Here is a 14219-nt window from a genome sequence, read left to right on the forward strand (position 1 = left end):
GCCCAACAGTGAACGCGCAATTAACCTTGTTATTCGTGATTAGTGTTGTTGTTCGCTTCTATATTGGCTAGGCGGCATACCAAACCAAGTTTTGAAACTTCGGCTAAAAGCTGAAAATTCCGAGTAGCCTAAGTTAAGCGCTAATGCGGTCATCGACATATCATTCAACTGTAGCATGCGAGTGGCAATGTCTTTACGGGTTTCTTCAAGTAAAGCGCGATAGCTGGTGTGGTGGCCAGTTAACATACGTTCAAGCTTTTTCGGATGAACCCCTAAACTTAAGGCAACGTTTTCTTTGCTGCAATCCCCTGTGGGTAACAGCATATTAATCGCATGACAAACAATGGCGGTATTATCGATTTCTGGCGATAGTGGCTGCTGATTAAACTGTTTTGCCACAATATCTTTAACTAAGTTTTGCGGCATAGCTGGTTTGCGATTAAGTACATTCGACGAAAAGTGCAAACCATCCGTTGCTTGGTCAAATAAGGTTTTTACTGTATAGCGACTAAAGTCATTTTTTTGTTGATTATTAGGTGCACTTTGCCTAAAACAAAGCTTATCTGGTTTCCAATGACCACCGGCTAAATCGGCAATAATTCGATAAAACAAGCCGACACTTAATTGTATTAACTGTGGGTAGCTATGATAGCGATTGACCAGTAATTCCAAGCTAATTTCACAACTGCCATTAGCACTAAGTTGCAAGTCAAAAATTGCGCCTTGCGCGTGCATATAGGTATATTTTTGTGCGACTTGTAATGCATCACCTATCGTTGGCTGTTGACACATATAGGCGCCAATCAAACCTACCGTGGTAATGTTTTGCTTAAAACTCAATGCCGTGCCAAAGGTTGGAAGATCAAAATGATCGGCAGTGAGCTCTAATAAGTCCCCGAAGTGACTGTACAAAATCATATTATCGGGATTGTTAAGTTGTGCAGGAATAATATTGGCGGCATTTAATAACGCGATAGGGTCGCCACCTAGCTCTTCTACTAACTCTATATAACCTGCTAAAGCACCAGCCCTTAAATAGTATTGCATTTTGCCTCTAATGTTGTTGACGAGCGCTTTACTCTGATAAATGAGAATGCAGAAAACCAGTCAACTGATTTCCATCATTGTCTTATATTGTCATGTTGGTGTCGTAAAGTGTCAAGCCGCTATCTATTTAATAGTGCTAAAACTATAAAAGAGACTTTGATAACAATAAATCACGTTAATTAATAACATAAGCAAAGCTCGTCAGATTACCAAAATAATAATAATAAAAATCGCATCAGAGCGTTTGGCTAAGCCAAGCGTGGGGGAGCACCTTTTAAAAAGCATGCTTTTAGCTTGAGGGCTAGTTGCAGGCTTTAATAGGAGAAAACAACATGAATCAAATGAACGCTATTTGTATGACAAATGGCAAAATCACAGTAAATCAAATCGATTTGCCAAAACCGGCTGCTGGCCAAGTGTTGGTCAAAAGCCTTGCATGCGGCATATGTGGCTCAGATTTACATATTACGCGCCACGGTGATGAAGTCTTTGATATCTATAAAAAGCTTGGTGTGATGCCAGATATCGGCGGTGAAACTCCTAGCATAATGCTTGGTCATGAATTTGCCGCTGAAGTTGTTGAATACGGTGAACAAACCAAAGGCGATATTGCCATTGGTAGCCGCGTGACCTGTGTGCCTATGTTAATGACCATGGGTGGTGCGGGTGTTGGTGTGACACCAGGTTTATACGGTGCTTATTCCGAATATTTTATTGTCGATGAGGCCTTACTCATTGCTATTCCTAAAAATGTTTCATCAGAAGCTGCTGCCATTACTGAGCCACTGGCTGTTGGCTTGCATGCGGTTAATCGAGCGGAAATTACTGAAGACGATATTGCATTAGTTGCCGGTTGTGGTCCTATCGGTTTAGCGGCAATTGCTGCGCTTAAGCTGCAAGGGGTAAAGCATATTGTCGCTTCCGATCCACAAGCGAGTAAACGCGCTATTGCCAAGCAATTTGGCGCTACGCATCTGGTTGATCCAAGTGTTGATGACGAAGTGGCATTAGCTAGCCAAATAGCCAATGGTAAACGCGTGGTGATATTTGAATGTGTTGGTGTCCATCAGCTCATTAATAGCTTTATTTTACGCGCGCCTGCTCATGCAACGTTAGTGATCACCGGCATTCATACCGCAGATACCCAAGTTAATTTTGGCTACGCAACAGTCAAAGAAATGGATATCCGTTTTTCTTATTACTACACACCTGAAGAATTTGCCCAATCGTTGGATAATATTGCCAAGGGTAAAGTTGATTGGCAGTCAATGTGTACAGGAAAAGTAGGCTTTGATGGTGTTGCTGGGGCTTTTGAACAGCTACTTAAACTGAATGATCATATCAAAGTTATTATTGAGCCATGGCGCTCTGGTGAGCTAGAAAATACTCAGTTTTAGGAGCGGACATGAATAAGGTGTTTGTTACTGGCGCAGGTGGTTTTATCGGTCGTCATTTGGTGCGTGAATTATTAACAGAACAAGTTTTAGTGACCGCATTGATGATGCCAGGTGAATCTGTACCAGAGGAATGGTTAGGTAAAGTTCATATTGTCACTGGTGATGTTCGTAACCTGGTTGAACTTTCCGATCAAATTGGTGGCTTTGATACTTGTTTTCACTTAGCGGCCATCGTTAGTGATTGGGGCGCCAAAAAAGATCATGTTGATATTACCGTTAATGGCACGAAACAAGCGATAACCCTTTGTTTAATTCATTCTGCTCGTTTGGTGGTCACTACAAGTATTGCCGCGTTTGGCAGCGCCTTAGGCCGTGGCCATCTTGATGAAACAACACCATGCGGCAGTGCAGCATCTTATTATGAACAGGTAAAGCAGCAACAAGAGCAAGTAACGTTAGACGCGGTAAACAATGCTGGCTTAAGTGCAGCTATTATTCGACCAGCCAATGTTTATGGCGTTGGAAGCGTTTGGGTTAATCGTTATATTGAGCTGTTAAGCCAACAGCAGCCGGCATTAATGGGTACTGGCGATTGGGATGCAGGATTGGTTCACGTGCAGCATGTGGTTCAGGCACTCATTTTAGCCGCTGCCAAAGTTGACTTGCCAAGCGGCGAAATTTTTGTGATTGCCGATGATGCTGGCGTTACTTGGCGACAATATCTCGATGCACTGTCAACAACATTAAACCTACCGCGAGCTAAAAGTATTCCTAACTGGTTAGCTAAAATCTTAGCACCAACACTTGAATGGTTTGGTCACCTGATTAATCAACAAAAAGCGCCATTGGTAACGAATTTAGCTTACCGCCTAACCGGTGTTGAAAGTGTTTTTATCAATGATAAAGCGAAACAACAGCTGGGTTATACACCTTATATCAGCCTAAATATGGCGATGGCAGAAATTAAACAAAACTATTTTAACGACAAATAGTTAACGAAAAATAAGCAAAATGCTTTATTACTATAAGAGAATTAAATTATGCAACTACCTACAGCAATTAATCACCAAGATGCGTTATTAACATTAACGACTAGCGAAGACACATTTGTTAGGGATGCGTTACCAGGTATACCTGGCGTACACGTGTCGCCCTTGTTTCTAGATCCTGAAAATGGTATTTGGGTATTAAGAGTACAATTTGAACCGGGTGTAGTTTTACCTAAACACTTTCACACTGGTGTAGTACATTTATATACCATGAGCGGCAGCTGGAACTACGTTGAATACCCAGATCAACCACAAACAGCGGGTTGTTACTTGTATGAACCAGGCGGTTCAATTCACCAGCTTGAAACTCCGGTTACTAATGAAGGTGTAACTGATACGGTGATGATGGTTCAAGGAGCAAATATTAACTTTGATCAAGACGATAACTTCTTGAATATTATGGACGCGGGCTGGATTGAAGCAATGATTCATGTAGCAGCTGAGCGCGATAATAAGAAAGTTAAATATATTAAACCGAGTGGCCTTGCCGACTATAACAAGTAAACTATTATTCGTTATAAAAATAACAATTAAAATGCCAAGTTATACAGAAAACGGTAAGCTTGGCACAAATAAAGGGAAGGTAACTTCCTTTAATTGATCCAATATGAGGAAAGAATTCATGCAGTCGAATGTAAATGACTATCACAATCTTAGCCATTTTCTAAGTGAAGCTATGCAGCAATTTAAAGATAAAGCCGCTTATAGCTGTTTAGGACAAGAGCTAACTTTTGCCGAAATTGATGCAAAATCAACGGCACTTGCGGCATATTTTCAGTCGTTAGGGTTGAAAGCCGGTGATCGTATTGTTATTCAACTGCCCAATATTACCCAATATCCAATTACCACTTATGCAGCATTTAAAGCCGGGCTGGTGGTCGTAAATACCAACCCACTTTATACCCCGCGTGAAATGAAACACCAGTTTAATGACTCTGGTGCCAAAGCCATTGTTATTCTGAAAGACCTTTACCCTAAGCTTGCAGAAATACAACAAGAGGTTGGTATTGAACATGTGATTATCACTGGTGCTGCTGATTTACTAACTGGCGCCGATGCATTATCCGATAATGAATTAGCAGCAAGTGGGGCTTCAGGCTGTTCACTAATCGGTTTTAACCCGGCAATTAGTGCAGGTGAGTCATTGGCACTTGTCGAGTCTCTAGCAAGCATTGATGATGTCGCGGTATTGCAATATACCGGTGGCACTACAGGTGTTTCAAAAGGTGCCCAATTAACTCACCGCAACTTAATTGCTAATACTATTCAAACAGAGCAGCGCTTAGGGGAGCACTGTAAAGAAGGGCAGGAAATATTTATCTGTCCTTTACCGGTTTATCATATTTATGCGTTTATGGTGAACATGTTGTTGTTTGCGTCCAAAGGTAATTTAAATGTACTTATTCCTAACCCACGTGATCTAGATGGCTTTATTGCAGCCATTAAACCGTATCGTATGACCGGTTTTTCTGGGATTAATACCTTGTTTGTTGGCTTGTGCACTAAGCCAGAATTTCGAGAGCTAGACTTTAGCAAATTAAGTTTAACTGTCTCTGGTGGTACAGCATTAACCAGTGCTGCAGCTAGTATTTGGCAAGAAGTGACGGGCTGCACGATTTCTGAAGGCTATGGTTTATCAGAAACCTCACCGGTTTTAACCCTTAATACGCCAGGTGAAGAACAAATTGGAACCGTTGGTTTACCGTTACCTGACACTGAAATTCAGTTTTGGGATGAAAACGACACGCCAGTAGCTGAGGGAGAAAGTGGTCAAATCGTTGCTCGCGGCCCGCAAATTATGAAAGGTTATTGGAATATGCCTGAAGAAACCGCTAAGGCAATTTCAAGTGATGGCTTTTTCAAAACGGGTGATATTGGTTTACGCTTGCCCAATGGTTACATCAAAATTGTTGATCGCCTAAAAGACATGATTATTGTTTCAGGGTTTAATGTTTACCCTAATGAAATTGAAGATGTGTTAGTTTCGCACCCTGCGATTTTAGAAGCGGCGGTAATTGGTGAAGAAGATGCTAAAACCGGCGAAGCCGTTCATGCTTATATTTCATTAAAACAACAGGTTACTGAGCAAGAGGTGATTGATTATTGCCGTGAGCATTTAACCAATTACAAAGTGCCGAAGAAAGTAACGATTTTAGAAGAGTTACCAAAATCAACCGTAGGGAAAATTTTACGTAGAGAATTGCGTAAATAATTACCGTTTATATGTAATTTTTCTGAGCTAAGACTTTAGCTTTGGTTATTTTAAAGCCCTGAATCATATGGTTCGGGGCTTTTTTATGAATTTAAAGGTGGCTGTGCTGTTAGTTATTAATAAATAACATTATTTATTTGTTTTAGATTAAGAAACACTAATAATTTTTCCCGCTTTGATACGATTACTTCTACACTTAATGGCATAAACAATTTGAATTCAAGGAACGTCAATGGCTACCATTTCTTTTCACGGCGCAGCACAGGAAGTTACAGGCTCTTGTCATTTATTAAGTTCACCAGCAGTCGGCAAAATTTTGCTTGATTGTGGCCTCCATCAAGGTAGCCGCTCAAGGAAACAGCTAAGTCGAGAGCAATTTGGTTTTAACCCTCGCACAATAGATGCTGTCATTTTATCTCATGCCCATTTAGATCATTCAGGGCGTTTGCCGGCATTAGTCCATGATGGTTTTGAAGGAAAAATTTATTGCTCGCAAGCCACAGCGCAATTATTGCCAGTGATGTTATTTGATGCGTTGAGTTTGTATGAAAGTGAATTGGAGCGTGAGAATCGCAAGTTGCGCAGAAAAGGCAAGCCAGAAATTCCAGCGATTTACTCTAAAACTGATGTTATTGATGTTTTAGCCCTGTGTGAACCTAAAGCGTATAAAGAAACATTTCACCTATCGCAAAATGCTAGCTGTTGTTTTTATGATGCTGGTCATATTCTTGGCTCCGCAATTTCAGAAATTAAACTTACCGAAAAAGGTAAACAGAAAACCCTAGTGTTCTCTGGCGATTTAGGTAAAAAAGATACCTTGTTGATGAATGACCCAACGTTTTTAACCTCTGCTGATATTGTTTTAATGGAAGGTACTTACGGCGATAGAGAGCACAAATCGATGGGTGATACCCTTGCTCAATTTAAAGAAATTTTGCACAACGCATACACGCGAGGCGGCAATGTGATGATCCCGTCTTTTGCTGTCGGCAGAACCCAAGAATTATTACTGTATTTAGGCAAACTTCAACACGCTGGTGAGTTAGATAATTGGCAGATATTTCTAGATAGCCCGATGGCAATTGAAGTGACTAAAATATACGATCAATGGTTGCCTACGCTTGATTGTGAAGGGGTAAAACCTTTATGTACGGGTGAACAAACGTTATTAAAAAACTTTCTTTCAACGTTACATTTAACGGTTAAAGCTGATGATTCAATGGCGATAAATAAAATTACCAAAGGCGCCATTATTATTGCCGGCAGCGGTATGTGCACCGGCGGCCGCATTACTCATCATTTTAAACATCGAATTTGGGACAGCCGAAATACTGTGGTGTTTGTTGGTTATCAAGCTAATGGCACCCTTGGTCGCAACATTGTTGAGGGCGCGAGCCAAATAAAACTCTTTGGGGAAGATATTATTGTCAAAGCCAATATTGAAACATTAGGCGGATTTTCCGCTCATGCCGGACAAAGTGAGCTAATTGATTGGGTGGCTAATTTTAATAGTGAGCCCAAAGTGGTATTAGTCCATGGCGAGGCAACAGCGCTTGATGTACTTGCCGATAGCCTATGGGAAACTAAAGGGATCTCCGCCGAAATCCCAATGCTTAAACAATGTATTGCGTTTTAATTGGAAGTTAATGGTTTGGTTTATTGACTCTATATTTTGTTATATAGCGACAACTTTTAATACGCCAACACTGGCGTGGGTTACTTTGACTTCCGTTCCTTTGGCTATAGGTTCGTTGGCAATGACTTTCCAGTCAACGCCAGATAGTTTATGAGTGGAACTGTTGAGTGCGTCAATATCGTCATTAAGAATAAAGGTTAAACCGATAAAGTCATTACTCACTTCTTGTGTAATGTTTTTATTTTGAAAGTTCTTTAACGGCTTCCATAAAATAAAAGCAAATAGCGTTGAGCTTAACGCCAATGCCAGCGACACCATAACAAAGGTCTCCGGCAGTATTCCCAGCAAAACCAACACGCCACACAAAACTGCCGCTAAGCCAACAAAAGTCAGTATAAATGACGACATGCCAAAAATCGCAACTTCTAGAATAAGGGCTAGGATGCCAAATGACATCAGAGATTCGCCTAAATTATTTAACAGAAACTCCATAACTTCACCTTAATTTAACTAAAGCTGTTTACTTTGATTCATCACGTTCAAAATGCTTGTGGCCTGTGCAACTAACGAGCCGGCTTCTGTTTGCCCATCAGGTAATAACACCACTGTTGAGTCTTTTGCTATTGCGGCTTTGGCACTGATGGCCTTAGTAGCTAAATCTAACTCTATTGCTTTTTGACCTTCTGGTGTCGATGCTGTTTCACCTATTTTCTCGATTGCTTGCGCTTGCGCTTCGGCCACTTTAATTATGGCTTCGGCTTCACCTTCAGCTTTAAGTACTTGTTCTTGTTTGTCAGCTTCTGCCGCAAGAATTTTTGATTGCTTTTCGCCCTCAGCTTTGTTGATTTGTGACTGCTTTAACCCCTCAGACTCTAGAATGGTCGCGCGCTTTTCCCTTTCGGCTTTCATTTGTTGTTCCATCGCATTCATCACTGATTGTGGTGGAATGATGTCTTTAATTTCATAACGTAAAACCTGAACCCCCCAAGTTTGCGCGGCTTCGTTAATCGCTGAGACAATTGCAGAGTTAATTGCATCTCGCTCTTCAAAGGTTTTGTCTAACTCCATTTTACCAATTTCAGAGCGCATGGTGGTTTGTGCCAATTGGGTTACCGCAAAGTTGTAGTCGTCTACGCCATAAGTCGCCTTCATAGGATCAAGTACTCGAAAATACAAGACACCGTCCACCGTTAACGTGATGTTGTCTTTGGTAATAGCCCCCTGACTCGGTACATCGACTGCTTGTTCTTTTAATGAGCGATCAGCACTTATTTGCTCAATAAAAGGCACTAGAAAATTTAAGCCAGACTCTAATGTCCGGCTGTACTTACCAAATCTTTCGATGACATAAGCGCGATTTTGTGGAACAAACTTAATGCCGCTTTTGAGTATAGCTAATACCAAAACCAGTAAAACAAACTGCACGCTAAACACTAGGTTAATTATATTTTGTATAAGAATATCCATAAATGTCCTTGATAATTATCATTATGGTTAATAACTTGATATCCAAGTTGCCATGTACATAATTGTCACGCTTTGATGATGATGTAAAGCAGAAATCGAGTAAGAAAGTGCTATTTTCTTTATACTTATAGTGTTTTTGCTGTCGGCGTAATCTACTAATGTCCTGTAAATTACCTTGTTCAAAAAGCTATTTATTAATCTTTTTTATATAGAAAAAAGCCTTCAATACATGAAGGCTTTTCATTGATAGATTAGAAACCTATTTTATGGACGTTCAATGGATACAACTGGTGATGTCCAAGTTTCCCAATGAGAAGGATCATTAACGTCACCATTTGCTTTAAGTAGTCTTAACTCTACTATGTAGTTGCCATTTTCCAGCGTCTTTCTTTTTTGCTTATCGTTCCCTTTACCATTTGAACCATTACTGTGCAATCGAGTGCCGTCCCAGCTAAATTCGAAGAAGCCATCTTGCGCATCATTGCGAGGTAAATATTCATTGACGAATGCATGATAAAATACCGGATGAACGAGTTCACCTGTCTCCGCATGATAAATGTTTGCTTCAAAGTATTCGGCTTGATGATCAAAGTGCACTAAGAAGTATGCAATGTCATCACCTTCCATAGTAAACGTATGATCTTCAGCGAAGTTAACTTTATTGTACAAGCCACCTTCTAAGTAGGTTAACCAAGGCATACCATAGTCACCTGGTGTCATATGCTGGATGCTTTGGTAATCCCCAACAAATCCTGCATAAGGTACACGAATAACTTCTCCGCCATCTTGAGGAACAAGTACAATGTAGCCACCATATAAACCATCAGGTGCTGGTCCGGTAGCTGGGTTAATCGTTGCATCAAATGATGCGCTGCTACCAGATTCAACAGTAATTGATGGTTGAGAGAACACTACAGAAGCGTCACTTCCATAGTATCCGGTTACATCGGTGACCCCCGAAGTTGAAATTGCCCATTGATGGTAAAGATTGTAAGTAATGCTTTCAGTACCATCATTTCGTACTGTTAATGTTTCTGTATGTGGACCACTATCACTTTCGCCTGTAGCAATTTTACCCGGAGTCACTATTGTTGTTGCTAAGATAGCGTCATCAATATCAACCATACCCGAACCCTGGCGATGCACGTGGTCTGGTAACCCCAATTGTGGGTTTAAAGACCAAGACGCAGGATCTGAGCTATTTTGTAGTAAAGCTCGCATTTCACCTGCTGGAGTATTGGGCTTAGCTTGCAGTACAAGCGCTGCAGCACCTGCGACATGAGGTGAAGCCATTGAAGTACCACCTAATGTTGCGTGACCACCTTTTTCTAATGGATAGGTACTGTAGATAGCGCCACCTGGAGCAGAAATGTCAGGCTTAAGTGCTAAATCAGGGGACAAACCAAAAGAACTGAATGATGATATTAGACCACCTGTAGGGTTAGGTGCAGAAATTAAAGAGTCTGACCAATTAACTGTGCTACCAGCCAATTGAGCCCTCATAAACTCACCATCTTCAAGTGAAATACCTACAACTGGTGTTGCACCATCTATTGGGGTGCCTAATGTTCCGTTAAAGCCTCCGGAAGAACTATTGTGAACAATCACAGCAGTTGCTCCTGCATTAATCGCATTGACAGCTTTATCTCTAAACGCACAACCACCACGAGAAATTAAGGCTGTAATTCCTGTTACATCAGCTTCTAATGGCATACCATTACAAGCAAGACCAACATAGGCATATTCACTTGAGCCAGACGTTGGCGCATCACCAGCAAATGACATGCTACTGTAGGTAACTGCTTGACCATTTACCTCAAAGTAAGAAGATAAAACTTCAGTATTGTCTATTGAGGCAACACCGATTACTTTTTCGCCCAAGCCAGGTGCGCCAGCTGCATAAAGCCCTGATGTGCCGCTGTTACCAATAGAGGCAACAACAACCATACCTTGGTCAACTAAATTTGAAGCGGCAACAGCTGTTGGATATTGCGGCCATTGGAATGATGAACCAATACTCATATTGAGCACGTCCATGCCGTCTTCTAGTGCCATTTCCATTGCCGCAATCATAATGTCGGCGTCTGTGGATCCATCACAGCCAAATACTCGGTATGCACCTAACGTAACCTCTGGAGCTACCCCTTTAATTGTAGGTCCATTAGCACCTACGATACCGGCGACATGTGTACCATGCCCTTGACAATCATCAGGGTTGTCATCTGGCATTGGAGTAGAGGTTTCTGGGAATCGAGCATCATATGCATCGCCGACAAAATCATAACCGTAGGCGACCCGTTCACTTGGAAATAGCGAGCTATCATTGCGAGCTACGCCATCACCACCGAAGTCTTCACTATCTACGTCAATACCAGTATCCATGATGGCAACTTTAATGCCTTCGCCTTTGTAACCCAAAGAGTTTTGAGCAATATCTGCACCTGTCATTTTTATAGCAGATATCAAATCAGGGGACGATGTTGCGTCTATCACTGGCATGTCAAATTTTACGACAGGCCATACACCTTTTATTCCCGAAAAGGATTTAATTTTATTAGCATCCTCTGCACTTATGTCAATAGATAGACCATTCCATAGCTTTTCAAAGTTTCTTCGTTCTTTGTACGATATTCCTGCCGATTTCATTGCTTCACGGAAAGCTTTACGCTCTGAGTTTAATGATTTTGAACTACTTCCTGGTTTGCTTTCTAACTGCACAAACCAAGCGGTTGGTGAGGCTTCAGCAGCTGTTCTTGGTAGGCTTTCGGTTTGTGACGCTGTCGCGACTGATGAAGCTAGAAGGGTTATAGCTCCTAAAGATCCTAATAAATTATTCATTATATCCTCTGTCTGCATTGTTGTTATTTTTAGACTGTGTATTTAACTCGATAAACAAGCTATAAAATACAATGATTAGCCAACAAGTCTTTTATGTTTAGTTAATAAACAATTTGCTCGTTTCTTACGCTAAGCAAAAACAAAGCCGGATTGACAAAGTGTTGAAATAATTATTTTTAATTTGTTACGAATTATAAGAGGTTTAAATTGTGTAACAAAATCTGACATTTAAAAGCTAATAAGTGATAAATGCTACTAGTGTTTTGGCGCATCAATAACAATCACTTCTGCCGACTGCGTTGCGTTTATCATAAAGTGTCGTTGATTGGTAATTTCAGCACCGTCGCCTTGTTGGAGTGTCACTTCTTTACCATTATCCACTAAAGTGATGCTTCCTTTAGATGCTAACACATAGCCTTGGTGATCTAGTGTTTGCTCTACCGATGCACCAGCTTTGAGTTGACCACCATAAATACGAGCATGCTGGTGAATATACAAGGCTTGGTTTTTATCTTCAGGATAACCCGACACTAATAGCGGCAATTCATTATCATTTTCCTTTTGTGGAAATACGCTGCTTTGCCATCGAGGCTTAACATCAACCGTATGTGGAGTTATCCAAATTTGATAGAAGGTTAGCGGCACTGATGATCGGTTATATTCTGAATGAACAATCCCCGTTCCTGCACTCATTACTTGCACTTCACCAGTACGTGTTACGCCTTTGTTGCCAGTGCTGTCTTGATGGCTAATTGCACCCGAGCGAATAAAACTGATAATTTCCATATTACGGTGTGGGTGAGGAGGGAAGCCTTTACCTGGCTCCACCCAATCGTCATTAATTACCCGCAATGTACCAAAGCCCATTCGTGCTGGATTGTAGTAGTTTGCAAAACTAAAATGATGGCTCGATTTAAGCCAACCGTGATTTGCTTTACCTAACGCTTGAAAAGGGTAATGTTTAATCATGATAAATTCCTATCGCATTATTAACTAAGCTGTTCGCGATCGTGTGGCAGTGAAAAATCGAGCCTTGGTCCTTTGGGGACTATCAACGTTGGATTGATGGTTTTATGGCTCGCGTAATAGTGGATTTTTGTATATTCGATATCGACTGTGTTCGCGATATTACCCATTTGATATAGCTCACGCACATAATGACTAATATGATGAAATTCGCTGAGTTTATTGCGATTACATTTAAAGTGGCCATGATATACCGCGTCAAACCTTAGTAATGTTGTAAACAACCGCCAATCTGCTTCAGTTAGCTTGCTGCCCACTAAATAGCGATTATTGGCTAAATGCGACTCTAGCCAGTCTAAGCTATCAAATAGTTCATCATAGGCTTGATTATACGCTTGCTGAGTGGTGGCAAACCCTGCTCGGTATACACCGTTATTAATGGTGTGATAGATGCGATCGTTAAGTTTATCTATCTCGGTGCGCAGCGCTTTAGGATAGTAATCATCGTGATTACCGGTTAAATCATTAAATGCGCTGTTGAAAATACGAATAATATCGCTCGATTCATTATTAACTATGGTTTGCGTTTTTTTATCCCATAAAACAGGTACGGTAACCCGGCCTTGGTAGTCGCTTGCCGCATGTAAGTACAATTGATATAAAAACTCATGGCCATATAGCGGATCGGCAAATTTACAGCCTTGTTCACCAAATTCCCAACCATTTTCCAGCATTTCTGGCTTTACCACGCTGACTGAAATAATCGGCTCTAGGCTTTTTAGCTGGCGAAAAATAAGCGTACGGTGTGCCCAAGGACAAGCCAACGATACATATAAGTGATATCTACCTGCTTCTGCAGGATATTGAGCGTTGTCTGCGTTAGATATTGTATTGCGAAAGCGGCTTGCTTGACGTTGAAATTCTCCTTTTGATTTTTCGGTGTCATACCATTTATCGTGCCATTTACCTTCAACGATTAAGCCCATGTTTTGCCTCCTGAGAGATGTTTTTTAAAAAGTATTAGGGGGCCGTTGCGTTTCTTCAACAGTTACCCCTTGTTAAGTCTAAGTAGTGAACTTGCGTAATAGCCGTTTAAAATTTACCGGCAATAAGGTTATCTAATGAGAATCTGCCACCACCTTGGAACATTAAAGCAAGACTCATAGCAAACAAGGTTAAGCCAAATTCATAGCCGTTGTTTGACATAAATAAGCCGTTGTCAAAGTGCACACTGAAGATGGCAATTAGCATAGTGAATGCCAACACTAGTGCCGTAGGGCGAGTAAGCAACCCGACAATCAGTAATAAACCACCAAAAAACTCTGCACTACCAGCGAGTAATGCCATTAAAAAGCCCGGAGCTAATCCGATAGATTCCATCCATTGGCCTGTGCCGTCTAAGCCATAGCCGCCAAACCATGCAAATAATTTTTGGCTGCCATGTGCTGCGAAAATAACACCTGCCGCTAAGCGTAACGGTAAGCTAGCTAACGTTGCATTCGATGTGAAAATGTTCTTAATAGTTGATGTATTCATTTGTATATATCCCAGTTAGAAATAGTAACTTGTTTAAGTTGAAGCTATTGTACTGCGCTTTATTTAACCGA

The 14219-nt window shown here is 41.0% G+C and carries 12 protein-coding genes; 5 read left to right on the top strand and 7 right to left on the bottom strand.

The window, feature by feature from the left end:
• Positions 1-39: 39 nt before the first annotated feature.
• Complete coding sequence (locus ACOB82_RS02200; RefSeq protein WP_448211305.1) at positions 40-1047, bottom strand: AraC family transcriptional regulator ligand-binding domain-containing protein; 1008 nt, start codon at positions 1045-1047, stop codon at positions 40-42.
• A gap of 332 nt (positions 1048-1379) precedes the next feature.
• Between ACOB82_RS02200 and ACOB82_RS02205 the strand changes: the two genes are divergently transcribed.
• The 5 genes from ACOB82_RS02205 (at position 1380) to ACOB82_RS02225 (ending at position 7341) form a co-directional block, all read left to right on the top strand.
• Positions 1380-2444, top strand: a complete 1065-nt coding sequence (locus ACOB82_RS02205; RefSeq protein ID WP_448211306.1) for a zinc-binding dehydrogenase — start codon at positions 1380-1382, stop codon at positions 2442-2444.
• Positions 2445-2452: 8 nt separating this feature from the next.
• A complete protein-coding gene (locus ACOB82_RS02210; protein WP_448211307.1) occupies positions 2453-3436 on the top strand; it encodes an NAD-dependent epimerase/dehydratase family protein in 984 nt (327 codons plus the stop codon).
• A 48-nt stretch (positions 3437-3484) separates the two neighbouring features.
• On the top strand, positions 3485-3997 hold the full coding sequence (locus ACOB82_RS02215; RefSeq protein ID WP_448211308.1) for a 2,4'-dihydroxyacetophenone dioxygenase family protein: 513 nt from the start codon (positions 3485-3487) through the stop codon (positions 3995-3997).
• Between the two features lie 118 nt (positions 3998-4115).
• Positions 4116-5705 (top strand): AMP-binding protein, encoded by a 1590-nt coding sequence (locus tag ACOB82_RS02220; protein WP_448211309.1) that lies wholly within the window; start codon positions 4116-4118, stop codon positions 5703-5705.
• A 232-nt stretch (positions 5706-5937) separates the two neighbouring features.
• Entirely contained in the window at positions 5938-7341 is a 1404-nt protein-coding gene (locus ACOB82_RS02225; protein ID WP_448211310.1) for an MBL fold metallo-hydrolase RNA specificity domain-containing protein, read from the top strand.
• Between the two features lie 39 nt (positions 7342-7380).
• Here the strand turns inward: ACOB82_RS02225 and ACOB82_RS02230 are convergent, their stop codons facing one another.
• The 6 genes from ACOB82_RS02230 to ACOB82_RS02255 all read right to left on the bottom strand — a co-directional run bounded on the left by ACOB82_RS02230 (position 7381) and on the right by ACOB82_RS02255 (position 14148).
• Positions 7381-7833, bottom strand: a complete 453-nt coding sequence (locus ACOB82_RS02230) for an NfeD family protein (protein WP_448211311.1) — start codon at positions 7831-7833, stop codon at positions 7381-7383.
• Positions 7834-7851: 18 nt separating this feature from the next.
• Complete coding sequence (locus tag ACOB82_RS02235; protein WP_448211312.1) at positions 7852-8808, bottom strand: SPFH domain-containing protein; 957 nt, start codon at positions 8806-8808, stop codon at positions 7852-7854.
• A gap of 264 nt (positions 8809-9072) precedes the next feature.
• Positions 9073-11646 carry a S8 family serine peptidase gene (locus ACOB82_RS02240; protein WP_448211313.1) on the bottom strand — a complete coding sequence of 858 codons (2574 nt, stop codon included), beginning with the start codon at positions 11644-11646 and terminating at the stop codon, positions 9073-9075.
• Positions 11647-11901: 255 nt separating this feature from the next.
• Positions 11902-12615: a pirin family protein gene (locus ACOB82_RS02245; RefSeq protein ID WP_448211314.1), complete on the bottom strand. Its 714-nt coding sequence runs from the start codon at positions 12613-12615 to the stop codon at positions 11902-11904.
• Positions 12616-12635: 20 nt separating this feature from the next.
• Positions 12636-13598, bottom strand: coding sequence for a glutathione S-transferase family protein (locus tag ACOB82_RS02250; RefSeq protein ID WP_448211315.1), 963 nt, complete (start codon positions 13596-13598; stop codon positions 12636-12638).
• Positions 13599-13704: 106 nt separating this feature from the next.
• Positions 13705-14148 carry a DoxX family protein gene (locus tag ACOB82_RS02255; RefSeq protein WP_448211316.1) on the bottom strand — a complete coding sequence of 148 codons (444 nt, stop codon included), beginning with the start codon at positions 14146-14148 and terminating at the stop codon, positions 13705-13707.
• Between the last annotated feature and the right edge of the window lie 71 nt (positions 14149-14219).

The sequence above is a fragment of the Colwellia sp. MEBiC06753 genome, from assembly GCF_053470325.1.